This is a genomic window from Ideonella sp. (assembly GCF_041918995.1).
Lineage (GTDB): Bacteria > Pseudomonadota > Gammaproteobacteria > Burkholderiales > Burkholderiaceae_C > Ideonella.
The window spans coordinates 25929-50592 of the sequence record NZ_JAYRUN010000024.1 but is presented as its reverse complement, the minus strand read 5'-3'; the positions used below and the strand labels follow the sequence as shown (position 1 = coordinate 50592).

Here is a 24664-nt window from a genome sequence, read left to right as displayed (position 1 = left end):
CTGGACCACGGCATCTGGACGCCGCTGCGCGACATGTTCCCCGCGGCCGACATCCCCGTGCTGCCGCTGGCCTGGCCGCCCGGCTGGCCGCCCGAGCGGCTGCATGCGCTGGGCGCCGCCCTGGCGCCGCTGGCCGCCGCGGGCGTATTGGTGATGGGCAGCGGCGCGCTGACCCACAACCTGCGCCTGTTCATGGCCGGCCGCGGGGCGGTGGACGCCCCCGAGATCCCGGAGAGCGCCGCCTTCCGCGCCTGGGTCGCCGAGCGCAGCGCCGCCGCCGACTGGCCCGCCCTGTTCGACTACCGCCGCCAGGCGCCGCATGCCGCCCACATGCACCCCAGCGACGAGCACTGGCTGCCCTTCTACGTGGCCGCCGGCGCCGCCGGCCCCGGCGCCACGGGCCACCGCCTGCACGCCAGCGTGACCTACGGCCACCTGGCGATGGATGCCTACGCCTTCGGGCCGCTGGCCCAGGGATGGGTCGTCTGACCTCCGCGACTCCCCGCCCCGGCCGTTCGCGCGGAGCCACGGGTACGTGGCCCGTTCGGGCTGAGCCACTGGTGCGTGGTCCGTTCGGGCTGAGCCTGTCGAAGCCCCGGTCCGTTCGGGCTGAGCCTGTCGAAGCCCCGGTCCGTTCGGGCTGAGCCTGTCGAAGCCCCGGTCCGTTCGGGCTGAGCTTGTCGAAGCCCTCCCCGTCCTTCGTCTGCCCTTCGACAAGCTCAGGGCGAACGGAAGACACAAGCTCAGGGCGAACGGAAGACACAAGCTCGGGGCGCACGGAAGACGTCCGTTCGGGCTGAGCCTGTCGAAGCCCCTTGTCACCCTGCTGTCACGCACCGGTCACGGTGCGGTCACGGCTTCTGCCGAGCATCGCGGGCTGTTTCGACACCTGCCTTGCACGAGGAGCCCGCCATGAGCCAGCACCACGACGACGCCGACGACATCGGCCACAACGACAGCCCCAACACCCACTTCCAGCAAGTGCTCGACACCCGCCTGTCGCGCCGCGGCCTGGTGCTGGGCGGCCTGGGTGCCGCCACCACCGCGGTGCTGGGCGTGCCCACGCTCGCCGAAGCCGGCGTGCCGGCCACGGCCGCGCTGGTCAACCCGATCCAGTCGCTCAAGTTCACCCCCGTGGCCAAGAGCGTGGCCGACATGGTCACGGTGCCCCCGGGCTACAGCGTGAACGTGGTTGTCGCGCTCGGCGACCCGCTGCACAAGGGCGTGGCCGAGTACAAGAACGACGGCACCGACACCGACTTCGAGCTGCGCTCGGGCGACCACCACGACGGCATGGACTACTTCGGCCTGTCCAACGACCGCACCGGTCCGGACCCGCTGAACAGCCGCCGCGCGCTGCTGGCCATGAACCACGAGGCCACCACCGACAACTTCCTGCACCCGAACGGCGTCAGCCCGCGTCCGCGCCCGGCCGCCGAGTCGGACAAGGAGATCCCCGTGCACGGCGTGGCCGTGATGGAAGTGCACCGTCCGCGCGGCGGCACCTTCAAGGTGGTCAAGGGCTCGCGCTTCAACCGTCGCATCACCCCGCACACCCCGGCCGAGATCACCGGCCCGGCGCGCGGCAACGCGCTGATGAAGACGATGTACGCGCCGGAAGGCATCGCCTGCCGCGGCACGATCAACAACTGCGGCACCTCGCGCACCCCCTGGGGCACGCTGCTGACCGGCGAGGAGAACTGGGCCGGCTACTTCACCCGCAACGCCAACGACAACACCGCGCGCGGCAACGACAAGAGCGTGGCCTCGCTGAACCGCTACGGCCGCACCGCCGGCGCCACCAGCCGCCACGGCTGGGAGACCAGCGGCGCCGACGACAAGTACCGCCGCTTCGACATCAGCAAGACCGGTGTCAGCGCCGACGGCAGCGACGACTACCGCAACGAGCTGAACACCTTCGGCTACATGGTGGAGATCGACCCGTACGACCCGCTGTCCAAGCCGCAGAAGCGCACCGGCCTGGGCCGCTTCGCGCACGAGAGCGGCGCCTTCTCGCTGCTCACGCCTGGCCTGCCGCTGGCCGTGTACATGGGCGACGACTCGCGCAACGAGTACATCTACAAGTGGGTCTCCAAGGCCACCTGGTCCGCCGGTGACGCCGAGCGCGCCGACCGCCTGGCCGTGGGCGCCAAGTACCTGGACGAGGGCACGCTGTACGTGGCCCGGTTCAACGCCGACGGCACGGGCCAGTGGATCGCGCTGACGATCGACCACCCGGCCATCAAGGGCTACGCCGGCTACGCCTTCGCCGACCAGGCCGACGTGGTGGTGAACGCCCGCCTGGCGGCCGACGCCGTGGGCGCCACCAAGATGGACCGCCCCGAGTGGTGCGCCACCCACCCGGGCACCGGCGAGATCTACTTCACGCTGACCAACAACAGCAACCGCAAAGTGGACGTGACGAGCAGCTCGCACGCCGCCGTGGACGCCGCCAACCCGCGCAGCTACAGCGACAGCTACGCCGGCGGCCCGCTCGGCTCGCCGGGCAACATCAACGGCCACATCCTGCGCCTGCGCGAGAACGGCCACAAGGCGACCTCGACGGCGTTCAAGTGGGACGTGTACCTGTTCGGCGCGGAAGCCGGTGCCGACCCGGCCAAGGTGAACCTGTCGTCCCTCACCGGCGACCAGGACTTCTCCAGCCCGGACGGCCTGTGGTTCAGCCAGGCCACCGGCATCTGCTGGATCCAGACCGACGACGGCGCCTACACCGACGCCAGCAACTGCATGATGCTGGCCGCCATCCCCGGCCACGTGGGCGACGGCGCCACGAAGACGCTGAGCTACACCAAGGCCGACGGCTCCACCCTCACGGTGAACACCCCCGTGGGCAAGGCGCCCAAGGCCACGCAGCTCAAGCGCTTCCTGGTGGGTGCCAAGGACTGCGAGATCACCGGCTGCTGCGAGACGCCCGACGGCAAGGCGCTGTTCGTGAACATCCAGCACCCCGGCGAGAGCATCCTCACGGCCGACGTGGCGGACCCCAGCAAGTACCTCAGCCACTGGCCGGGCAACACCGGCTACGGCGCCGGCGGCGCGCTGGCCCGCCCGCGCTCGGCCACGGTGGTGATCACCAAGGACGACGGCGGCCGCATCGGCTCCTGAGCCGGCCGCCACGCCCGCACCTCGACCACGACGCAGCACGACGGGCATCGCCCGTCGCCGCTGACCTCGCACCGGCCGCCGCGTTCAGGAGAGAGCGCGGCGGCCCTTTCCTTTCGTTCAGGGCACCAGCACCGTGCAGCCGGTGGTGGCGCGTGCCTCGAGGTCGCGGTGCGCCTGGGCCACCTCGGCCAGCGGGTAGCGCTGGTCGATGCGGATGCGCACCTCGCCCGACTGCACCACGGCGAACAGGTCGTCGGCCATGGCCTGGGTGCGTTCACGCGTGGCGATGTAGGTGAACAGCGTGGGCCGGGTGACGTACAGCGAGTTCTTCGCCAGCACGCCCACGTCCAGCGGCGCCGGCTTGCCCGAGGCGCTGCCGAAGTTCGCCAGCAGGCCGAAGGGCGCCAGGCAGTCGAGGGACTTCATGAAGGTGTCGGCACCCACCGAGTCGTACACCACCTTCACGCCCGCACCGCCGGTGATGTCGCGCACGCGGGCCACGAAGTCCTCGCTGCGGTAGTCGATGGCGTGGGTCGCGCCATGCTGCAGGGCGAGCTCGCACTTGGCCGCACCCCCGGCCGTGGCGATCAGCTTCAGCCCCAGCGCCCGCGCCCACTGGCAGGCGATGAGCCCCACGCCGCCGGCCGCCGCGTGGAACAGCACCCAGTCGCCCGCCTGCAGGCCGCCGGCGGGCAGGGTCTGGCGCAGCAGGTACTGCGCGGTCAGTCCCTTGAGCATCATGGCGGCGCCGGTCTCGAAGTCGATGCCGTCGGGCAGCCGCACCACGCACCTGGCCGGCATCACGCGCAGCTCGCAGTAGCTGCCCGGCGGCGCGCTGGCGTAGGCCGCGCGGTCGCCCGGCGACAGGTGGGTGACACCCTCGCCCACGGCCTCCACGATGCCGGCGCCTTCCATGCCCAGCTGCAGCGGCAGCGCGTTGGGGTACAGCCCCGTGCGCTGGTAGACGTCGATGTAGTTCAGGCCCACGGCATGGTGGCGGATGCGGATCTCGCCCGGGCCGGGCTCGCCGACCTCGGTGTCGACCAGGCGCATCTGCTCCGGGCCGCCGAAGGCGTCGATGCGGATGGCGCGGCTGGGATGGGGCATGGGTTCTCCTCGGGAAGGGGTGACAAGGCGCCGCACCCAGGCGGGCGCGACGTTTTCTCGGCTATCGTGCCAGCCTTTGCCCATGTCTGCCGCCGCCCTCACACCCCGCCTGGCCCTGCTGCTGACGCTGCCGCCGCTGCTGTGGGCCGGCAACGCCATCGTCGGCCGCCTGGCGGTGGGCCAGGTGCCGCCCGTGGGCCTGAACTTCGCGCGCTGGGCGCTGGCCTTCGCGCTGCTGTGGCCGCTGGGCCGCGCCGCGCTGGCCGACCGCACCGCCATCGCCGCGCGCTGGCCCTACCTGGCCGCGCTGGGCCTGCTGGGCATGGGCAGCTACAACGCGCTGCAGTACCTGGCGCTGCACACCTCCACGCCGCTGAACGTGACGCTCATCGCCGCCAGCATGCCGGCCTGGATGCTCGGCTTCGGCGCCCTGCTCTACCGGGTGCACCCCAGCGGGCGCGCGCTGCTGGGCGCCGCCTGTTCGCTGGCCGGCGTGGCGCTGGTGGTGGCGCGCGGCGAGCCCGCCCGCCTGGCCGAGCTGCGCTTCGTGGCGGGCGACCTGCTCATGCTGCTGGCCGTCGTGTGCTGGGCGCTGTACAGCTGGCTGCTGGCCCGCCCGCCCGCGCACATGCAGGGCGATCGCCGCCCCGCCTGGGACTGGGCCGGCATGCTGCTGGTCCAGATCGCCTTCGGCCTGGGCTGGAGCGGGCTGGCCGCGGGCGTCGAGGCGGTGGCCGCGCCGGAGCTGGCCTGGCACTGGAGCCCGGGCGTGCTGGCGCTGCTGGCCTATGTGGCCATCGGCCCATCGCTGGTGGCCTACCGCTGCTGGGGGCTGGGCGTGGCCACGGTGGGCCCGGCCGTCGCCGCCTTCTTCAGCAACCTCACCCCGGTGTTCGCGGGCGTGATGTCGGCCGCGCTGCTCGGCGAGCCGCCCCACTGGTACCACGGGGTCGCATTCGCCCTGATCCTGGCGGGGATCTGGCTGTCCTCGCGGCGTCGCGGCTGAAGCGGGGCATCATGGCGGCCCGCCGTGTGTTCCACAGGAGCCGCCACGCATGACGCCCCCCATCGCCCTTCGCCTGCTGCCCGCCGTCCTCGTTGCCGCCGCCCTGTGCGCGGGCGCACCGGCCGCCGCCCAGGCGCCCGCCGCGGCCGCAAGCGCAGCCGCGGCCCCCCTGCCCTATGACGAGCGGGCCGACGCCGCCGCCGAGGTGCAGCGCGCCCAGCAGACCGCCGCGCGCCTGGGCCGGCCGCTGCTGGTGGTGTTCGGCGCCAACTGGTGCGGCGACTGCCGCGCGCTGGACAAGGCCATGCACACCTCGGCCAACGCCGCGATGCTCGACAAGGAGTTCGTGGTGGTGAAGGTGGACGTGGGCAACTTCAACCGCCACCTGGACATCGCCGGCCGCTACGGCAACCCGATCAAGAAGGGCATCCCCGCCGCCGCCATCGTGTCGCCGCAGGGTGAGCTGCTCTACGCCACCCGGGGCGGCGAGCTGGCCAACGCCCGCCAGATGAGCGACACCGGCGTGTACGACTTCTTCCACCAGGCGGCGGCCCGCGCCCGCGCCCCGCGATGAGCGGCGCCCCCACGCCGGCGGACATCCTGCGCTTCTGGTTTGGCGAGCAGCCGGCCCGGGCCCTGGACGACCCCACGCTGCAGCGCCTGTGGTGGGCCAAGCAGCCGGAGGTCGACGCCGCCATGCGCGAGCGCTTCGGTGCGCAGGTGCAGGCGGCGGCCGACGGCGCGCTGGACGGCTGGGCCGCCAGCCCCGACGGCCGGCTGGCGCTGGTGCTGCTGACCGACCAGTTCCCGCGCAACATCCACCGCGGCACCCCGGCCGCCTTCGCGCTGGACCCACTGGCCCGGCGCTGGGCGCTGGAGGGCATCGAGCAGGGTGTGTTCGATGCGCTGCCCCCGGTGCAGCAGGTGTTCGCCTGGCTGCCGTTGGAGCATGCCGAGGACGCCGGTCTGCAGGCCCGCTGCGTGCAGGGCATGCGTGCCTTGCGCGATCGCGCCCCTGCCGCACAGCGGGCGGCCTTCGACAGCTTCGTGGACTTCGCCGAGCGGCACGAGGCCGTGATCCGCCGCTTCGGCCGCTTCCCGCACCGCAACGCCATCCTCGGGCGCGCCAGCACCGCGCAGGAGCGGGCCTTCCTGGCCACGCCCGGCTCGTCGTTCTAGGGGCGGCTCACAGCCGCCACGCGTAGCGCAGCTGGCGGAAGTTCTCGCCCGGGTTGGGCAGGCGCAGGCCGGCGTTCGAGAAGTGCTCGATGCGCAGGGCGATCTCGTGCTGCCCGCGCTCGCCGAAGCGGTAGCCCGCCGCGAGGTGGTCACCGAAGTTGAACGCGGTGGAGAAGCGCTTGGACTGGCGCTGGTACACGGGCGAGATGAGGTTCAGGCCGATGGCGCCCTCGAGGAACCAGCCCCGGCCCTCGGCGGACTGCCAGCGCAGCACTGGCGCGATGCCCACCTGAGTGAACCAGGCGTCGGCCGTGGGGTCGCGGCGCGCGTCGTGGTCGCGCACCCAGCGGCCCGCGGCCAGCTCGGTGTAGAGCGTCCAGTGCCCGCCCAGCGCCCGGGCGCGCCAGCCGCTGTCCCAGCCCAACCCCGCCACGGCACTGCGCGACTCGTGCGAATCGCCGGCCTGCACGAACAGCTGCTGCGGCCACCAGTCGGGCGACGTGCCGTCGGCCACGCCGCCGTCCTGCGCCCACCCCGCGCCGGCGGCCAGCCACCCGGCCGCCGCGAGCAGCGCCGGCCGCCGGGCCATCCGGGGCGTACCGGCCAGAGGGGGCAGGCGGCGCAGCATGGCGATCAGAACGTGCCGGGGTACAGGCCGCCGTCCAGCAGCCAGTTCTGCCCGGTGATGTAGCCCGCATGCACGCTGCAGAGGAACGCGCAGGCCGCGCCGAATTCCTCCGGCCGCCCGTAGCGCTGCGCCGGCACGCCCAGGCGGCGCTGGTCCCACACCGATTCCAGCGGCCGGCCCTGGGCCTGCGCGGCGGCCTCCACCGTCTTGCGCAGGCGGTCGGTGTCGAAGGGGCCGGGCATCAGGTTGTTGAGGGTCACGTTGCGGCCCGCCAGCCGCGGCTGGCGGGCGAGCCCGGCCACGAAGCCGGTCAGGCCGCTGCGCGCGCCGTTGGACAGCCCCAGCGTGTCGATGGGCGCCTTCACCGCCGCCGAGGTGATGTTCACGATGCGGCCGAAGCCGCGCTGGGCCATGCCGTCCACCGTGGCGCGGATGAGCGCGATGGGCGTGAGCATGTTGGCGTCGAGCGCGGCGATCCACTGCTCGCGCTCCCATTGCCGGAAGTCGCCCGGCGGCGGCCCGCCGGCGTTGTTGACCAGGATGTCCACCTGGGGGGCGGCGTCCAGCGCGGCGGCGCGGCCCGCCTCGGTGGTGATGTCGCCCACCACCGTGCGCACCTGCACGCCGGGGGCGAGCTGGCGCAGCTCGTCCGCGGTGGTCTCCAGGGCCTCGGCCCCGCGCGCGGTGATCACCACGTTCACGCCCTCGGCCGCCAGCGCGGCCGCGCAGCCCTTGCCCAGCCCCTTGCTCGCGGCGCACACCAGCGCCCATTTGCCTTGCAGGCCCAAGTCCATCGGGTGTTCCCTCCTCCAGCGTGCATTGTGCGGCGCTGGGGCAAACCCTATGCCTTGGTGGGCTTGGGGGGTGCCGGCTGGCGCGCCAGCAGCCACACGCCGGCCAGCACCAGGCCGGTACCGGCCACCAGCAACGGGGTGAAGGGCTCGTCCAGGAACAGCACGCCCATCGCGATGGTGCTCATGGGGCCGACCATGCCGGTCTGTGCGGTGAGCGTGGGACCCAGGCGCTCGATGGCCATCATCACCATCCACACCGGCGCCACCGTGCAGGCGGTGGCGTTCAGCACCGACAGCCACAGCACCGGCTCGGCCACCCGCGCCGCGCCCAGCGGGTCCGCCACGTTGGCCACCAGGAAGTGGCCGATGCAGAACAGGCAGGCGATGCTGCCGGCCCAGCCGGCCAGGCGCATGGCGCCCAGGCGGCCCACCCACTGGCCGCTCATCACCAGGTAGACGGCATAGCTCACGGCGCTGGCGAACACCAGCGCGGTGCCGAGCGCCACGTGCGTGCCCTGGAACTGCAGCTCCTGGCCGAACACCAGCAGCACGCCGGCGTAGCTCACGCCCAGCGCACCCAGCTGGCGCAGCGTGACGCGGCGGCCGAGGAACAGCACCGACAGGCCCAGCACGATGGTGGGGTTGAGGTAGAGGATCAGCCGCTCCAGGCTCGCGCTGATGAGCGCCAGGCCCATGAAGTCGAGCAGGCTGGCCAGGTAGTAGCCCGAAAAGCCCAGCGCCAGCAGGGCGAGTGCCTCGCGCCGCGTGAGCGCCGGCCGGCCCCGGCCCGCCCACCAGGCCATGGCGGCGAACAACGGCAGCGCGAACAGCATGCGGTACATGATGAGCGTGACCGCGTCCACGCCGTGCAGGTAGGCCAGCTTGACGATGATGGCCTTGCCCGAGAAGGCCACCGCGCCGCCGATGGCCAGCAGCAGGCCCGGCCAGCGGGCGCCACCCCCGAACGCACGCGATGGCGTCATGGGGGGGGCCGCCGGGTTGCGGCGCTAACGGCGCGTTTGTACAGTGCAGGCTCCTGCCTTCCGGTCTGCCCGCCATGCGCCTCGTGATGCCCGTTCTCCTCGCCACCGGCCTGCTGGCCGCCGGCCCCGCGCTGGCCGTGCACAAGTGCGTGGACGCCGCCGGCCGGGTGACCTACTCCGATGCCCCGTGTCCCAGCGCCACGGCCCGGGCAGGGCAGCTGCGCGCCACGCCCAACCAGATCGACGGCGCGGGCGAGGCGGCCGAGGCGGGCGCCGCGTTCGTGCAGCGCGAGCAGGCGCGCCAGGCGCTGGAGCGGCGCAACGTGCAGGCCCGGGACGCCGAGGTGTTGCAGGCCTGGTCGGCCGGGTCCGCCGCCAAGGGCCCGGACACGTCCAGCCCGGCCTGCCGCCAGGCGATGAAGGACTACGACTGGGCCAGCCGCAACCGCTCCGCCCATGACCGCCTCACGTCGGCCGAGGCCGTGGCCGTGCGCGCGCACTGCGGCGCCGACATGCTGCCGCCCGCGCCCGCCCGGCCGGAGGGCTGGCGCACCTGCGTGCATGCGCAGGACACGGCCTGCATCCGGCGCTGAATCGGGCCCTGCGCGCACGCCGGCGGCGCCCCGCCTAGAAGCCCACCGCGGCGCCGTCGCGCCGGGGGTCGCTGGCGGCCGCGTAGCCCTGCGTGCGGGTGTCGCCCAGCCGCCAGATGAACTGGCCGGCGCCGAAATCCATGTAGCTGTCGTCCAGGCCCGCCACCTCGTGGCCCAGGGCCTGCAAGCCCGCCAGCGTGTCGCGGCGCATGTGCGGCTCCACGTTGATCTCGCGCCCGTGGTTGAAGCGCCAGCGCGGCGCGTCGCAGGCGGCCTGCGGGCTCTGGTGGTAGTCGACCATGCGCACCAGCGTCTGCAGGTGGCCCTGCGGCTGCATGTGGCCGCCCATGACGCCGAAGCTCATCTGGGGCTCGCCGTCGCGCGTGACGAAGGCCGGGATGATGGTGTGGAAAGGCCGCTTGCCCGGTGCCACCACGTTGGGGTGGCCGGCGTCCATGGAGAAGCCGTGGCCGCGGTTCTGCAGGCTCACGCCGTAGCCCGGCACCACCACGCCCGAGCCGAAGCCCATGTAGTTGCTCTGGATGAAGCTCACCATCATGCCGCTCTCGTCGGCGGCGGTGAGGTAGATGGTGCCGCCCTTGACGGGGTTGCCCGGCTCGAAAGGCTGGGCGCGCTTCGGGTCGACCAGGCGCGCGCGTTCGGCCAGGTAGGTGTCGTCCAGCAGGTCGGCCGGGGTGAGCCCCATGCTCGCCGGCTCGCTGACATAGCGGTACACGTCGGCGAAGGCGAGCTTCATGGCCTCGATCTGCAGGTGCTGGCTTTCCACGCCGTCCGGGTCCAGGCCGCCGATGTCGAAGTGGCGCAGGATGCCCAGCGCGATGAGCGCGGCGATGCCCTGGCCGTTGGGCGGGATCTCGTGCAGGCGATAGCCGTGCCGGTAGTCGACCTCCACCGTGTCCACCCACTCGGGCCGGTGGGCCGCCAGGTCGGCGGCCGTCATGGCGCCGCCCTGCGCGGCGGACTGGGCCGCGATGGCGGCGGCGATCTCGCCGCGGTAGAAGACCTCGCCGCGCGTGCTGGCGATGAGCCGCAGCGCCCGCGCCGCGCCGGGGAACTGGAACAGCTCGCCCACCTGCGGCGCGCGGCCGCGCGGCAGGAAGGTCTCGGCGAAGCCGGGCTGGCGCACCAGCTCGGCCACCTTGGCCGCCAGCGCCCACTTCTGCTGCACGATGACCGGCACCGCATAACCGCGCTCGGCGATCTCGATGGCCGGCGCGAGCAGGTCCTCGAAGGGCAGCTTGCCGTAGCGCTCGGACAGCGCCGCCCAGGCGGACACGGCGCCCGGCACCGTGATGCCACCCCAGCCGCGCACGGGCATCTGCGCGTCCACGCCGTAGGTGCGGCGCAGCCATTCGGGCGTCCACGCGGCCGGGGCGCGGCCGGAGGCGTTCAGGCCCTGCAGGCGCTGGCCGTCCCAGACGATGGCGAAGGCGTCGGAGCCCAGGCCGTTGCTGCAGGGCTCCACGATGGTCATGGCCGCGGCCGTGGCCACGGCGGCATCCACCGCGTTGCCGCCGCGCGCCAGCATGCGCAGGCCGGCCTGGGCCGCCAGCGGGTGGGAGGTGGCCACCACGTTGCGTGCGAACACGGGGGTGCGGGTGCTGGGGTAGGCGTTGGACCAGTGGAAATCGTGGGTCATGCGGCAGGCCTCGTCGTGCCGGCGCGTGCACCGCGCCGATGGGGGCTGACAGTCTGCCACCGCCCGCTGGCGCGAGCCTGTCAGCGGGTTTCCCGCACGTGCAGCAGGTGCACCAGCGTGGGCACGGCGCCCGGCGCGTCGCGGTGGCTCAGCGCGGCGTAGCGCTCCCACAGCGCGTCCATCTCCTGCGCCAGCGCCTGGGCCTGCTCGGGCGCCAGCCACAGGCGCGCCCAGTAGTAGAGGAAGTCGTCCGGCGGCGCGCTGCAGCCGGCGCGCGGCAGGATGGTGGTGGACAGCCCCGCCGCCCCGGTGTGCGCGATGGCCAGCTCCAGCTGCGCGGCCTGGCGCGCCAGCGAGCGCGCCATGGCGTCGTGCGCCTGGCCCATCCAGCGGGTGGAGAAATCGGCGAACACGCCTTCGTAGCTGGACAGTGGCGCCTCCACCAGCGCCACGCGCAGGCGGTCGGCCACGCAGCGGTACGAGCGCCGCACATGGCGGCCCTGCTTGTGCGTGCCCACCAGCCGGATCAGCCCCACGTCCAGCAGCCGGCCGATCCAGTAGCTCATGGCCGGCTTGGCGATGCCCAGCTCGGCCGCGGCGGTGGCCAGGTCGGCCGCGCGGCCCAGGAAGGGCTTGAGGTGGCGGCGCTTGTCGGCCTGCCACAGCACCTCCACGGCGGCCGGGTCGGTGACCAGCAGGTCGGCCACCGGGGCCCAGTCGGCGGCGGGCAGCGGGTCGGACGGTTCAGTGTCAAGCATGGGTTTTGAACGGTGCGCGGCCTAGTCTGCCGCATGGCCGCGCCCGTTCGAGCGGCCCCGAAGGAGGACCCCCATGAACCCCTGCACTCCCCTGGCCACGCCCGCCACGCCGGCGACCCGCCGGCTGCGCCGGCTGATGGCGGCCGTCGCCTTCAGCACCACCCTGGCCGCCTGCGGCGGCGCCGGTGGCGACACCGACCCCGGCCCCGGCAACCCGCCGCCCCCGCCCCCGCCGCCCACCGGGCTGTCCGGCCAGCTGTGGCACGACAACTACGCGCTGGACTTCCGGGACGGCACGCAGATCGCCTCGCCCGCGGGCGCCCTGCCGGTGCAGGTGACGTCCGAGGCCGCCGCCTACCCCTGGCCCGACGGCACCCAGTACGCGACCACCGAGTGGGATGTGTTCGAGGACCGCTCGTCGCTGGAGGTGATGGACACCGCCACCGGGCAGGTGCGCCATGCCCTGTGGGCCGACGGTTACCTGCGCCAGGAGCGGCCCTCGCCCGTGGACAAGAACCTGCTCGTGGCGCTGCTGGGCCCGGACAGCACCTCGCCGGCGGACTGGGTGTTCATCGACCTGGACGCTGCCCAGGTGGTGCATGCCGTGCCCGGCGACGCGCCCCTGGACTGGCTGCCCGACGGGCGCTACCTGCGCGTGCTGGGCTCGGGTGAGATCCGCACCGGCCGACTGGGCGGCACCGAGCAGGTGACCGGGCGCCTCGCGCTGCCGGCCCACCACACGGTGGCCGACGCCTGGGTGAACCGGCAGGGCGACCGCCTGGCCGTGCGGCTGCACCGCCAGGTGGGCACGCTGGTGGACGCGGACATCTGGGTGGCCGACCTCGACGGCAGCCGGCTGGAGCCCCTGACCGCCACCACGATGTCGTACTACGCCCGCTGGTCACCGGATGGCCGGCACATCGCGTTCGACGTGGACACCGGCCACTTCTGCACCGGCTTCGGCTGCATGGGCACCTGCGAGCTCTGGTACGTGCCCGCCACGGCCCGCCGCGTCACCGCCCTGCCGGCCGCGGGCGACGCGTACGCCTTCGAGGTGAAGAACCGCGACGGCGAGACCCGCACCCTCGGCTGCGAGCTGCTGGCCTGGTCGGACTGACCGGGCCGGCAGCCGGGGCGCGGCTCAGTCCGCGTCCTGGAAGGCTTCCTCGCGCTTGCTGCGGATGGACGGCAGCAGCACCACCACCACCATGAGCGCGGCGGCGATGAGCAGGCCGGCCGACAGCGGGCGCGTGAAGAAGGTGGTCCAGTCGCCGCGCGACAGCAGCAGCGCGCGGCGCAGGTTCTCCTCCATCATGGGGCCCAGGATGAAGCCCAGCAGCAGCGGCGCGGGCTCGCAGCCCAGCTTGTAGAAGCCGTAGCCGATGAGGCCGAACAGCGCCGCCATGTACACGTCGAAGTTGTTGTTGTTCAGCGTGTACAGGCCGATGCAGCAGAACGACAGGATGGCCGGGAACAGGAAGCGGTAGGGCACCGTGAGCAGCTTGATCCAGATGCCGATCAGCGGCAGGTTCAGGATCACCAGCATCAGGTTGCCCAGCCACATCGAGGCGATCAGGCCCCAGAACAGCTCGGGGTTGCTGGTCATGACCTGCGGGCCGGGCTGGATGCCCTTGATGGTCATGGCGCCGACCATCAGCGCCATCACCGCGTTGGGCGGGATGCCCAGCGTCAGCATGGGAATGAAGCTGGTCTGCGCGCCGGCGTTGTTGGCCGATTCGGGGCCCGCCACGCCGCGGATATTGCCCTGGCCGAAGACGGCCTCGTCCTCGCGGCGCTTCATCTTCTTTTCCACCGTGTAGGCGGCGAAGGACGCCAGCAGCGCGCCGCCGCCGGGCAGCACGCCCAGGATGGAGCCCAGCGTGGTGCCACGCAGCACCGCGGGGAACGCATCCTTGAAGTCCTGCCGGGTGGGCCACAGGCCGCTGACGTGCTTGGTGAACACCTCGCGGTGCTCGGCCGGGCGGCCCAGGTTGGCGATGATCTCGCCGAAGCCGAACACGCCCATGGCGATGACCACGAAGTTGATGCCGTCGGTCAGCTCGGGGATGTCGAAGCTGTAGCGCGGCACGCCGGAGATGACGTCGGTGTTGATCTGGCCCAGCAGCAGGCCCAGCACGATCATGGAGATCGCCTTGAGCAGCGAGCCGGAGGCCAGCACCACCGCGCCGATCAGGCCCAGCGTCATGAGCGCGAAGTACTCGGCGGCGCCGAACTGGAAGGCCAGCTCGGTCAGCGGCGGCGCGAAGGCGGCGATGATCACCGTGCCCACGCAGCCCGCGAAGAACGAGCCCAGGCCGGCGGCGGCCAGCGCCGCGCCGGCGCGGCCGCGGCGGGCCATCTGGTAGCCGTCGATGGCCGTGACCACCGAGCTCGATTCACCCGGCACGTTGATCAGGATGGCGGTGGTGGAGCCGCCGTACTGCGCGCCGTAGTAGATGCCCGCGAGCATGATGAGCGCGGGCGTCGCGTCCAGCGAGTAGATGCTGGGCAGCAGCATCGCGATGGTGGCCACCGGCCCCAGGCCCGGCAGCACGCCGATCAGCGTGCCGAGCACGGCGCCGCCGAAGGCATAGAGCAGGTTGGAGAGCGTGAAGGCGGTCTGGAAGCCCAGCGCCAGGTTGTTCAGCAGGTCCATGGCGGGGTGTCCTTCAGGCGCCGGCCGCCGCGGACGCGGCGAAGATCGTGGGCCACAGCGGCAGCGTGAGCTTCAGGCCCACCACGAACACCAGCCACGACAGCGTGGTGATGGCCACCGCGTTGACGGCCGAGCCCAGCCAGGTGTGCTCCTCGCTGGCATAGGCCGACACGAGGATGAGCAGCGGCAGCGAGACCACCAGGCCCAGGCGCGGCAGCACCACCCCGAACATGGCCACCGCGCCCAGGATGATGAGCAGCGGCCGCCAGGCGATGGCGCCCACCGGGTCGCCGTCGTCGGTCTCGATGGTGAGCGACTGGAACAGCACCACCGCGCCCAGCAGCGTTAGCAGCACGCCCAGCCCGAGGGGGAAGTACCCGGGCCCCGGGCGCACGGAGTCGCCGAGGCTGTAGTTGCCGGCACCGACGGCGAACGCGGCACCAACGGCCACGAACATCAGGCCGGACCAGAAATCCTTCTGGCTCTTGATCTTCACGGGATCTCCTCCACGGAATCAGGGGCAATGGCCGCGGATTCTAGGAACCGGACCCCCTCGGGCGGCTGTGGAATACACGTAACGCGCCGCCAAGGCGTCACACCGCGGCCCCGCGCGGGCCGCCGCAGGTCAGCCCGGCGCGTCCGTCTCCCAGCGCGGCGTGCAGCGCAGCACCTCCTCCAGCGTGGTCACGCCCTGGGCCACCTTGGCCAGGCCGGCCACGCGCAGGGGTTGCATGCCTTCGCTCACCGCCTGGCGGCGCAGGCGGGCGGCGTCGAAGTGGGGGTGGATCGCGTTGCGCGCCGCCTCGCTGAGCGTCATCAACTCGTACAGCGCGCTGCGGCCGCGGTAGCCGGTGCCGCGGCAGGCCGGGCAGCCCACGGCCTTGTGCGGCCGGATGCTGCCGGCCAGGCGCCAGGGGGCGGCCAGCGACTGCAGCGATTCGATGGTGACCGACGGGTCGGGCTGCTTGCACGACGGGCACAGCGCGCGCGCCAGGCGCTGGGCCAGCACGCCGATGACGGTGGCGCCGATGAGGTACGGCGGCACGCCGAGGTCCACCAGCCGGGTGATGGAGGCCGGCGCGTCGTTGGTGTGCACGGTGGAGAACACCAGGTGGCCGGTGAGCGAGGCCTGGATGGCCATCTCGGCGGTCTCCAGGTCGCGCACCTCGCCCACCATGATGATGTCCGGGTCCTGGCGCATCAGGGCACGCAGGCCGTCGGCGAAACCCAGCTCCAGCGCGGGCTGCACCTGCGTCTGGTTGAAGGCGGGCTCCACCATCTCGATGGGGTCCTCGACGGTGCAGACGTTGACCTCTTCCGTGGCCAGCTTCTTCAGCGTGGAGTACAGCGTGGTGGTCTTGCCCGAGCCGGTGGGGCCGGTGACGAGGATGATGCCGTGCGGCTGCTCGATGAGCGACTGCCAGCGCCGCGCCTCGTCGGCCGAGAAGCCCAGCGCGTCGAAGGGCTTGTCCACCGTGCCGGGGTCGAAGATGCGCATCACCACCTTCTCGCCGAAGGCGGTGGGCAGCGTGGACAGGCGCATCTCCACCTCGCCGCCGCCGCCGGGGGCGTTGTCGGGCCGGCGCGTCTTGATGCGGCCGTCCTGGGGCCGACGGCGCTCGACCACGTCCATGCGGCCCAGCAGCTTGATGCGCGCGGTCATGGCCGCCATCACCGGCGCGGGCACCTGGTGCACCAGGTGCAGCACGCCGTCGATGCGGAAGCGGATGACGCCGGTGTCGCGGCGAGGCTCCAGGTGGATGTCGCTGGCGCGCTGCTCGAAGGCGTACTGCCACAGCCAGTCGACGATCTGCACCACGCCGGCGTCGTTGGCATCGAGCGCGTTGTCGCGCACGCGGCCCATGTCCACCAGCTGCTCGAAGTTCACCGCGCTGGCGGCCAGGTCGCCCGTCTTCTTGGCCACGCGCACGTTCTGCGCGAGCGCATAGAACTCGGCCGTGAAGCGCGCCACGTCATCGGGCGTGGCCAGCACCAGCTTGATGTGGCGACGCGTGTGCGCCTCGATGTCGGGCAGCCAGCCCACGTCGAAGGGCTCGCAGGTGGCGATGGTGACCTCGGTGGCGCCCACGTGCAGCGGCAGGGCCCGGCGGCTTTCGGCATAGGCCAGCGACATCACGTCGGCCACCTTGCTGGCTTCCACGCGCAGCGGGTCGATGCGCTGGAAGGGCAGCCCGAAGCGGCCGGCCAGCCAGCGGGTGAGCGCTTCGGTGTCCAGCGCGCTGCCGTCGCGTGCGCTCTTGAGGCCGGCGCCGCCCAGGCGCAGCAGCGGGTGCAGGCTGGAGCCGGCCTGGCCGAAGCGCCGTGCCAGCGTGTCCGCCTCCACCGGGCTCAGCACGCCGTCGTCGCGCAGCCACTTGAGCAGCTGCCGCATCTCGAGCCGGCCCTTGGGCGGCACCGCCGCGCGCGGGGTGGCCGGGGCAGGCGGGGCGGGGTCGGTCGGAGCGTTCATGGCGGGGGCGGCCGCAGGCCGCAGGCTGGAGGGGATCAGGGCGGTGGCAGGGGCCGCACCATGCGCAGCCACTTGCGTGCCGGCAGCCCGAAGCGCGCTTCGATGTTAGCCGCGCGGGCACTGAGCTCCTCGCGCCCCGGCACCACCACCCCGCGCGCGGCCACGATCACCGTGTTGCCCTCGCGCGTGGGCCGCAGTGTCCAGACCTGGTCGCGCCCGAACACCGCGGCGATGCGTTCGGTGCTGTGGGAGAAGCTGGCGTCGCGGCCGAAGAGGTTCACCGTCATCACGCCCCCGTGGGCGTCCAGCACGTCGCGGCAGCCGGTGTAGAAGGCCTCGTCGTCCAGCACCGGGGCGGCGGCCTCGTGGTCGTAGAGGTCCACGTTGAGCACCTGGGCGCAGCCGGCGTGGCCGGCGGCCGCCACCCAGGCCGCGGCGTCGCCCTCCACCACCGCCAGGCGCTTGTCGTCCGCCGGCAGGCGGAACCACAGCCGGTTCGCGGCGATGACGGTGGGGTTGATCTCCACCACGGTGGTGCGCATGCGCAGCACCTGGTGGCAGAAGCGCGTGATGGCGCCGGCCCCCAGGCCCAGCTGCACGGCATGGCCCTCGGCCACCTCGTCCTGCGGGCGCCAGAGCATCCAGGCCATCATGCGCTGGATGTACTCCAGCTCCAGCTGGTTGGGCTTGGACAGGCGCATCGCGCCCTGCACCCAGGGGGAATCGAGGTGCAGGTAGCGCACGCCGCCGTGTTCGGACAGCGTGGCGCCGACGAGATCCTGGGGCCGGGAAGACATCGGCGCATTGTCCGCCAGGGCACCCGCCCGGCGAGGGGGCGGGTGCGGCGGCGTCAGGCCAGCTCGGCCGGGTGGGCGGCCGGCGCGGGGGCGGCGGCCGGTGCGCGCCAGCGCGCCATCAGCGCCGCCCACTTCGGGCGCAGGGCGCGCAGGTGGCGCTCCTTGACATGGCCGAAGCCGCGGATCTGCTCGGGCAGCGTGGCGATCTCCACCGCCAGCGGCAGCTTCTCGGCAGTCAGGCCCGCCAGCAGCTCTTCCACCGTGGCGCGGTATTCCGAGATCAGCGCACGCTCGGTGCGCCGCTCCTCGGTGCGGCCGAACACGTCGAACGCCGTGCCGCGCAGGCCCTTGAGCCGCGCCAGCACGCCGAAGGCGCGGCGCATCCAGGGGCCGTAGGCCTGCTTGACCAGCTCGCCGCGCTCGTTCTTCTTCGCGAACAGCGGCGGCGCCAGGTGGTGCACCAGCTTGAAGTCGCCCTCGAACTGCGCCGCCAGCTTCGCCTGGAAGGCCGGGTCGGTGTGCAGGCGCGCCACCTCGTACTCGTCCTTGTAGGCCATCAGCTTGAACAGGTAGCGGGCCACCGCCTCGGACAGGCGCGTGCCCTGGCCCAGACGGCCTTCGGCCTCGCGCACCTTCTGCACGAAGGTGCGGTACTGCTCGGCATAGGCCGCGTCCTGGTAGCCGGTGAGGAACTCCACGCGGCGTGACACCACCTCGTCGAGCGAGGGCCGCTTGACGATCTGGATCACCGACCTGGCCTGGAACAGCGCCTTCACCGCCGCCAGGTCGTGGGCGCAGCGGCGGCCCCATTCGAAGGCGGCCTTGTTGGCCTCGATCTGCACGCCGTTGAGCTCCATGGCACGCATCAGCGCCTCGCGCGAGAGCGGGATGCGGCCGTGCTGCCAGGCGAAGCCCAGCATCAGCGGGTTGGTGAAGATCGAGTCACCCAGCAGCTGCACCGCCGCCTGCTCGGCGTCGAAGCTGGCGAAGCGCCCGCTGCCCACGGCCTGGGCGATGGCCTGCTCGCACTGGCCGGCGGGGAAGGTCCATTCGGTGTCGCCCACGAAGCTGGCGGTGGGCGTGGCGTGGTTGTTCAGCGCCACGAAGCTGCGTTCCGGGTGCAGCACCGATAGCGTGGTCTTGCTGGCGGCCACGATGGCGTCGCAGCCGATCACCAGATCCGCCTTGGCGGTGTCCACCTTGGTGGTGTGGATGGCCTGCGGCGTGTCGGCGATCTGCACGTGGCTCCAGGTGGCGCCGCCCTTCTGGGCCAGGCCCGCGGCGTCCTGCGTGACGATGCCCTTGCCTTCCAGGTGCGCCGCCATGCCCAGCAGCTGGCCGATGGTGATGACGCCCGTGCCGCCGACGCCCGCCACCACGATGCCCCAGGCGCTGTGCGCCGGCGGCAGGGTGGGGTCGGGGATGGCCGGCAGGTCGGCGAGGCTGGGCCCCGCGCCCTTCTTGGGCTTCTTCAGCGTGCCGCCTTCCACCGTGACGAAGCTGGGGCAGAAGCCCTTCACGCAGGAGAAGTCCTTGTTGCAGGAGTTCTGGTTGATCTGGCGCTTGCGGCCGAACTCCGTCTCCAGCGGCTCGACCGACACGCAGTTGCTCTGCACCGAGCAATCGCCGCAGCCCTCGCAGACCAGCTCGTTGATGACCACGCGCTTGTCCACGTCGGCCAGGGTGCCGCGCTTGCGGCGGCGGCGCTTCTCCGTGGCGCAGGTCTGGTCGTAGATGATGGCGGTGACACCCGCGATCTCGCGGAACTCGCGCTGGATGCGGTCGAGCTCGTCGCGGTGGTGCACGGTGACGCCGGGGCTGAGCGTGACGCCCTCGTACTTGGCCGGCTCGTCGGTGACGATGACCAGCCGGGCCACGCCCTCGCTGACCAGGCTGCGCATGATCTGCAGCACCGAGTGGCCTTCCGGCCGCTCGCCCACGCGCTGGCCGCCGGTCATGGCCACGGCGTCGTTGTAGAGCACCTTGTAGGTGATGTTCACGCCCGCGGCGATGGACTGACGGATCGCCAGGATGCCGCTGTGGAAGTAGGTGCCGTCGCCCAGGTTGGCGAACAGGTGCTTCTCGTTGGTGAACGGCGCCTGGCCCACCCAGGGCACGCCCTCGCCGCCCATCTGGGTGAAGGTGGCCGTCTGCCGGCCCGGCATCCAGCTCACCATGTAGTGGCAGCCGATGCCGGCCACCGCGCGCGAGCCCTCGGGCACGCGGGTGCTGGTGTTGTGCGGGCAGCCCGAGCAGAACCACGGCGTGCGGTCGCCGGTCTTGATCTCCAGCGCCGCCAGCGCCTGCTCCTTGGCGGTGATGACGGCGATGCGCTCGTCCATGCGCGCGGCGATGTCGGCCGGCACGCCCAGCTTCTTCAGCCGCTTGGCGATGGCCTTGGCGATGATGGCCGGCGTGAGGTCGGCCTTGGCGCGCAGCAGCCAGTTCTCGCTGGGGTTGGGCATGCTCCATTCGCCGCCGGAGAGATCCCCCTCCTGCTGGTCGAACTTGCCCAGCACGTTGGGCCGCACGTCCGGCCGCCAGCCGTAGAGCTGCTCCTTGATCTGGTACTCGATGACCTGGCGCTTCTCCTCCACCACCAGGATCTCCTGCAGCCCGGTGGCGAAGTCGCGCGTGATGGTGGCCTCCAGCGGCCACACCACGTTCACCTTGTGCAGGCGGATGCCCAGCTGGCGGCAGGTGGCGTCGTCCAGGCCCAGGTCGGCCAGCGCCTGGCGGGTGTCGTTGAAGGCCTTGCCGCTGGCGATGAGGCCGAAGCGGTCGTGCGCGGTCTCGATGACGTTGTGGTTCAGGCGGTTCGCGCGCACATAGGCCAGCGCCGCGTACCACTTGTAGTCCATCATCCGCGCCTCCTGCTCCAGGGGCGGGTCGGGCCAGCGGATGTGCAGGCCGCCCGGCGGCATCTGGAAGTCCTCGGGCAGCAGGATCTTCACGCGGTCCGGCGACACGTCGACGCTGGACGAGGACTCGACCACCTCCTGGATGGTCTTCATGCCGCTCCACAGGCCGGAGAACCGGCTCATGGCGAAGGCGTGCAGGCCCATGTCGAGGATGTCCTGCACGCTGCTGGGGAAGAAGGTGGGAAAGCCGCAGGCCTTGAAGACGTGGTCGCTCTGGTGCGGTGCGGTGGAGCTCTTCGAGACGTGGTCGTCGCCGGCGATGGCGATCACGCCGCCGTGCGGCGAGGTGCCGGCCATGTTGGCGTGCTTGAACACGTCGATGCAGCGGTCCACGCCGGGGCCCTTGCCGTACCAGATGCCGAACACGCCGTCGTAGCGCGACTGCTGCCTGAACAGCTCCAGCTGCTGCGTGCCCCACACCGCCGTGGCGCCCAGCTCCTCGTTGACGCCCGGCTGGAACACCACGTGCTGCGCCGCCAGGTGCTTCTTGGCCGCCCACAGCGCCTGGTCGTAGCCGCCCAGCGGCGAGCCGCGGTAGCCGCTGATGAAGCCGGCGGTGTTCAGGCCGGCGGCCGCATCGCGCGTGCGCTGCAGCATGGGCAGGCGCACCAGCGCCTGCACCCCACTCATGAAGGCCTGGCCGGCGGGCAGCGCGTACTTGTCGTCGAGGGTCACCGAGGCCAGCGCACGGCGGACGGAGTCGGGCAGGGGAGCGTTCATGGCGGCGGCTTTCGTGGATCGGGACGGGTCGGGGCGAGCTCGGCAGGCGAACGCGGCAGTGTAGGCACAAGCCCCCGAGAAGTGCTTTCTTTCGATTGCCCGTTTGGCGGCTTCGCAGCAACAATCTTGCTCACAGCACCCACCAAAACGGATCGACATTGCCGAAGCCCGCAAACCGAGGGAAAACCCCCGCCCGCACACCGCCCGCGGCGGGCGCCCGCGCCGCCTCCGCCCCCTCGCCGTCCGCCGCGCCCCGCGCCGCGCCGGGGGCGGGGCCGGTGGCCCTGGACCGCTACGACGTGGCCATCCTGGACGCGCTGCAGCGCGACGCCCGCCAGTCCAATGCCGACCTGGCGGCCGCCATCGGCCTGTCGGCCGCGCCCACCTGGCGCCGCGTGCGCCGGCTCGAGGAGCTCGGCGTGATCACGGGCTACCGCGCCGAGATCGACCGCCGCAGGATCGGCCTGGGCGTGCTCGCCTTCGTGCGCGTGGACACCGACCGCGACAACGCCGAATCCACCCGCGCCCTCGAGGACGCCATCCGCGGCCTGCCTGAGGTGATCGCCTGCCACTACATCAGCGGCGCCGGCACCTTCGAGCTGCAGGTGCTGGTGACCGACCTGGACGCCTACTCGCGCTGGACGATGGACACGCTGTTCCGGCTGCCCAACGTGAAGGACCTGCACACCAGCTTCTCGCTGGGCGAGGTGAAGGCGGGCGCCGCGCTGCCGCTGCGGCACCTGCTGCCCGCGCGTTGAGCGGGGCGCCCGGCCTGCATCCCTGGGCAATACCGTGCGTTGTGTCATCGCTTGTAAGCAATTGCGACGCTAGCATGCGCGGTTTTGGCCAACAGGGCGGCGCTGGAAGCCGCCGCAGGGAGAAGACCATGAACTGGATGAAGCGCCTGCTGGCGCTGGCTTGGCTGTCCGTCCTCGCCGCGTGCGGCGGTGGCGGCTCGGGCAGCGACCCGTCGGATGGAAGCTGGCTCAGCTTCACGCCGAGCGCCCTGCAGGTGAGCCTGCTGGAGGGCACGTCGAGCACCCTGACGGTGCAGGCGCACTCGAGCCGGACCATCGCGCAGGACCTGTACGTGAAGATCGTCGACCCGGCCGGTGTGACCACCGGGGTGTTCGTGGTGGAGATGGGCCAGACCGATCACGACTACACCGTGCAGATGGAGGTGTCGCCCGAGCTGGCGCCTGGCGTCCACCAGGGCGAGTTCGAGGTCACGCTCTACACCGACCCGGGGTTCACCCAGCGCTTCGAGAGCGCCGTCTGGCAGGTGCCGTACACCATCACGGTGAATGCACGGCGCACCGTGCACCGGCTGCTGAGCGACCGCCAGGCCGTGGGACTGGCCGCGTTCCCGAATGCCGCGCTCTCGCGCCTGGAGGCCACGGTCCGCATCACCGACAACCTCGCGCGCGCCACCTCCTGGACCGCCACCTCCGACCGGCCCTGGCTGAGCGCGACGGCGAGCGGCACGACCGGCGACGGCTCCGGCCTGGTGCTGGTGGCCGACCCCGCATCGCTGCCGGCCGACACCATCAGCTACGCCACCGTCACGCTGAGCTCGTCCGACCCCACCGTCGTCAACCAGGAGTCCATCCGCGTGGCGGTGTGGAAGGGGGCCACCAACCCGTCGTCGCACACCGGCGGCGCGCGCCGCTACACCCACGCCATCACCGACCGCGCCGCCCCGCTGGTGTACGCCCACGACGGGTCGGCCATCGACGTGGTCAACGCCTACACCGGCGCGGTGCTGGCCACGCTCACCCCGGCCGCCGGGGCGGACCTGGGTGAGATGGCCACCTCGAGCGACGGCACCCGGCTGTACGCCGTGAACGCCACCAGCCGCGCCATCGAGGTCTTCGACCTGGCCAGCCGCACGCGCCTGCAGCCCTGGGCGCTGGACGACGGCTACCGGCATGACATGGGCATCCAGTTCATCCGCCCGAACGGCGTCGGCGTGCTCCTCAGTTCGACCACGGCGTTCCTGGCCGGCACGGGCGAGCGCATCCGGACGGACCTGGGCCTGGCGGTCCACCGGATGGTGGCCAGCGACGACGGCAGCGCCCTGTACGGCGTGAACTCGGGGATCAGCCCGCTGAGCGCGTACAAGTGGGCGGTGGACTATGTCGACGCCAACGACCTGGGCCTGGAGCTGGTGGCGCAGGGCGAACTGGGCGACTACGACAGCCACGGCTTCCGCCCGTTCCTCGCCCTGAGCCCGGATGGCCGCAAGCTGTACGTCGGCGCCGCACGCATCGACACCGGCACGTTCACCAGCGAGGCGTTCCTGCCGTACTACGACCAGGGCGACCTGGGCAACTCGATCGACTCGATCGCCGTGGGCCGCGACGGCAGGCTCTACGCCAACTACGGCACCGAGTTCAACGTCTTCGCGTCCACCGGGGTGCTGGCGCGCCGCGTCGTCCCGGGCGGCGTGGTCGCCGGCGCGACCGCCACCGCCGACGGCGTGCTCGCCGGTTACATCGAGTACAGCGGCAGCGGCCTGTTGCGCTTCAATCGCTGGTGACGGCCAAGGGGCGGGCGGCTTGCGGGCGCCGGGCCCGCCGCCCGGCCCCGGGTCCATGCGAGACTGCCGGCATGGACCTCACCCCCGCCCGCCGCCTGCTGCGCACCGCGCGGCTGTGGCTGCAGGCCAGCGACACCGACATGGCCCCGGCGGTGGCCGAGTTCTACCGCCGCAACCAGCGCCATTTCGCGCCCTGGGACCCGCCCACGCCGCCGGACTTCGGCACCGCGCGGGTGCAGCGCGAGCGCCTGCGCGCGGCCGACCTGGCCTTTGCCGAGGGCCAGGCCTTCCGCTACTGGCTGGTGCTGCCGGAGGCCCCGGACGAGGTGATCGGCTCGGTGCACTTCAGCCAGGTGACGCGCGGCGCCTTCCACAACGCCGTGCTCGGCTATGCGCTGGACGAGCGGGCCCAAGGCCGCGGCCTGATGCACGAGGCGCTCGTGGCGCTCATCGCCGAGATGTTCTCCGAGCGCGTCAACCTGCACCGTGTCCAGGCCGCCTACCGGCCGGAGAACCGGCGCAGCGGCCAGGTGCTGGCCCGCCTGGGCTTCCAGGTGGAGGGCCTGGCCCGCGACTACCTGTTCATCGCGGGCGCCTGGCGCGACCACCAGGTGACGGCGCTGACCAACCCGCGCTTCCGCCCGCCGGCGGACTGGTGAACGCCACCGTGCAAACCCCAGGGCCCGGCATGGGCCTTGCGAGCGACAACTCGCGCCAGAATGCCGGG

21 protein-coding genes are annotated in these 24664 nt (G+C 72.4%); 10 read left to right on the top strand and 11 right to left on the bottom strand.

The features are described from left to right. Window positions 1-489, top strand: a 489-nt coding sequence (locus tag ACE3UN_RS17925; protein ID WP_374676354.1) for a dioxygenase, incomplete at its 5' end; no start/stop codon positions are given. Window positions 490-912: 423 nt separating this feature from the next. Next, entirely contained in the window at window positions 913-3126 is a 2214-nt protein-coding gene (locus tag ACE3UN_RS17920) for a PhoX family phosphatase (protein ID WP_374676353.1), read from the top strand. Between the two features lie 117 nt (window positions 3127-3243). Here the strand turns inward: ACE3UN_RS17920 and ACE3UN_RS17915 are convergent, their stop codons facing one another. Further along, a complete protein-coding gene (locus ACE3UN_RS17915) occupies window positions 3244-4233 on the bottom strand; it encodes a quinone oxidoreductase (protein WP_374676352.1) in 990 nt (329 codons plus the stop codon). A gap of 82 nt (window positions 4234-4315) precedes the next feature. Between ACE3UN_RS17915 and ACE3UN_RS17910 the strand changes: the two genes are divergently transcribed. The 3 genes from ACE3UN_RS17910 to ACE3UN_RS17900 are packed head-to-tail and all read left to right on the top strand — an operon-like array spanning window position 4316 to window position 6418. After that, the gene (locus tag ACE3UN_RS17910) at window positions 4316-5239 is read left to right on the top strand and encodes a DMT family transporter (RefSeq protein ID WP_374676351.1); all 924 of its coding nucleotides are present in this window, start codon (window positions 4316-4318) and stop codon (window positions 5237-5239) included. 49 nt (window positions 5240-5288) lie between these two features. Beyond that, the gene (locus tag ACE3UN_RS17905) at window positions 5289-5813 is read left to right on the top strand and encodes a thioredoxin family protein (protein ID WP_374676350.1); all 525 of its coding nucleotides are present in this window, start codon (window positions 5289-5291) and stop codon (window positions 5811-5813) included. Next, a complete protein-coding gene (locus tag ACE3UN_RS17900; RefSeq protein WP_374676349.1) occupies window positions 5810-6418 on the top strand; it encodes a DUF924 family protein in 609 nt (202 codons plus the stop codon). Before ACE3UN_RS17905 ends, ACE3UN_RS17900 begins: the two co-directional genes overlap by 4 nt. 7 nt (window positions 6419-6425) lie before the next feature. On the opposite strand, the gene ACE3UN_RS17895 is transcribed toward ACE3UN_RS17900, so the two are convergent. Genes ACE3UN_RS17895 through ACE3UN_RS17885 form a run of 3 tightly spaced genes read right to left on the bottom strand, consistent with a single transcriptional unit; the run spans window position 6426 to window position 8823 of the window. Beyond that, window positions 6426-7046: an acyloxyacyl hydrolase gene (locus ACE3UN_RS17895; RefSeq protein ID WP_374676348.1), complete on the bottom strand. Its 621-nt coding sequence runs from the start codon at window positions 7044-7046 to the stop codon at window positions 6426-6428. Between the two features lie 5 nt (window positions 7047-7051). Further along, window positions 7052-7840 carry an SDR family oxidoreductase gene (locus ACE3UN_RS17890; RefSeq protein WP_374676347.1) on the bottom strand — a complete coding sequence of 263 codons (789 nt, stop codon included), beginning with the start codon at window positions 7838-7840 and terminating at the stop codon, window positions 7052-7054. Between the two features lie 47 nt (window positions 7841-7887). Further along, entirely contained in the window at window positions 7888-8823 is a 936-nt protein-coding gene (locus ACE3UN_RS17885; protein WP_374676346.1) for a DMT family transporter, read from the bottom strand. 86 nt (window positions 8824-8909) lie between these two features. Between ACE3UN_RS17885 and ACE3UN_RS17880 the strand changes: the two genes are divergently transcribed. Continuing rightward, on the top strand, window positions 8910-9416 hold the full coding sequence (locus ACE3UN_RS17880; protein ID WP_374676345.1) for a DUF4124 domain-containing protein: 507 nt from the start codon (window positions 8910-8912) through the stop codon (window positions 9414-9416). A 34-nt stretch (window positions 9417-9450) separates the two neighbouring features. Here ACE3UN_RS17880 and ACE3UN_RS17875 read toward each other — a convergent pair whose 3' ends face one another. Together ACE3UN_RS17875 and ACE3UN_RS17870 are read right to left on the bottom strand one after the other, a co-directional pair. After that, the gene (locus ACE3UN_RS17875; RefSeq protein ID WP_374676344.1) at window positions 9451-11076 is read right to left on the bottom strand and encodes a gamma-glutamyltransferase family protein; all 1626 of its coding nucleotides are present in this window, start codon (window positions 11074-11076) and stop codon (window positions 9451-9453) included. An 80-nt stretch (window positions 11077-11156) separates the two neighbouring features. Next, window positions 11157-11834, bottom strand: coding sequence for a hypothetical protein (locus tag ACE3UN_RS17870; protein WP_374676343.1), 678 nt, complete (start codon window positions 11832-11834; stop codon window positions 11157-11159). A 73-nt stretch (window positions 11835-11907) separates the two neighbouring features. Here ACE3UN_RS17870 and ACE3UN_RS17865 point away from each other — a divergent pair, with 73 nt between their 5' ends. Next, a complete protein-coding gene (locus ACE3UN_RS17865) occupies window positions 11908-12951 on the top strand; it encodes a TolB family protein (protein WP_374676342.1) in 1044 nt (347 codons plus the stop codon). A gap of 24 nt (window positions 12952-12975) precedes the next feature. Here the strand turns inward: ACE3UN_RS17865 and ACE3UN_RS17860 are convergent, their stop codons facing one another. The 5 genes from ACE3UN_RS17860 to ACE3UN_RS17840 all read right to left on the bottom strand — a co-directional run bounded on the left by ACE3UN_RS17860 (window position 12976) and on the right by ACE3UN_RS17840 (window position 21398). Further along, a complete protein-coding gene (locus ACE3UN_RS17860) occupies window positions 12976-14490 on the bottom strand; it encodes a tripartite tricarboxylate transporter permease (protein WP_374676341.1) in 1515 nt (504 codons plus the stop codon). A gap of 13 nt (window positions 14491-14503) precedes the next feature. Then, a complete protein-coding gene (locus ACE3UN_RS17855) occupies window positions 14504-14986 on the bottom strand; it encodes a tripartite tricarboxylate transporter TctB family protein (RefSeq protein WP_374676340.1) in 483 nt (160 codons plus the stop codon). A 129-nt stretch (window positions 14987-15115) separates the two neighbouring features. Next, complete coding sequence (locus ACE3UN_RS17850; RefSeq protein ID WP_374676339.1) at window positions 15116-16960, bottom strand: GspE/PulE family protein; 1845 nt, start codon at window positions 16958-16960, stop codon at window positions 15116-15118. Between the two features lie 35 nt (window positions 16961-16995). Next, window positions 16996-17757, bottom strand: coding sequence for a spermidine synthase (locus ACE3UN_RS17845; RefSeq protein ID WP_374676338.1), 762 nt, complete (start codon window positions 17755-17757; stop codon window positions 16996-16998). A 53-nt stretch (window positions 17758-17810) separates the two neighbouring features. After that, window positions 17811-21398 carry an indolepyruvate ferredoxin oxidoreductase family protein gene (locus ACE3UN_RS17840; protein ID WP_374676337.1) on the bottom strand — a complete coding sequence of 1196 codons (3588 nt, stop codon included), beginning with the start codon at window positions 21396-21398 and terminating at the stop codon, window positions 17811-17813. A gap of 278 nt (window positions 21399-21676) precedes the next feature. On the opposite strand from ACE3UN_RS17840, the gene ACE3UN_RS17835 reads away from it, so the two are divergent. The 3 genes from ACE3UN_RS17835 (at window position 21677) to ACE3UN_RS17825 (ending at window position 24596) form a co-directional block, all read left to right on the top strand. Then, window positions 21677-22156 carry an Lrp/AsnC family transcriptional regulator gene (locus tag ACE3UN_RS17835; RefSeq protein ID WP_374676336.1) on the top strand — a complete coding sequence of 160 codons (480 nt, stop codon included), beginning with the start codon at window positions 21677-21679 and terminating at the stop codon, window positions 22154-22156. A gap of 128 nt (window positions 22157-22284) precedes the next feature. After that, a complete protein-coding gene (locus ACE3UN_RS17830; protein ID WP_374676335.1) occupies window positions 22285-23937 on the top strand; it encodes a YncE family protein in 1653 nt (550 codons plus the stop codon). Window positions 23938-24008: 71 nt separating this feature from the next. Continuing rightward, window positions 24009-24596 carry a GNAT family N-acetyltransferase gene (locus tag ACE3UN_RS17825; RefSeq protein ID WP_374676334.1) on the top strand — a complete coding sequence of 196 codons (588 nt, stop codon included), beginning with the start codon at window positions 24009-24011 and terminating at the stop codon, window positions 24594-24596. The last annotated feature ends 68 nt before the right edge of the window (window positions 24597-24664 follow it).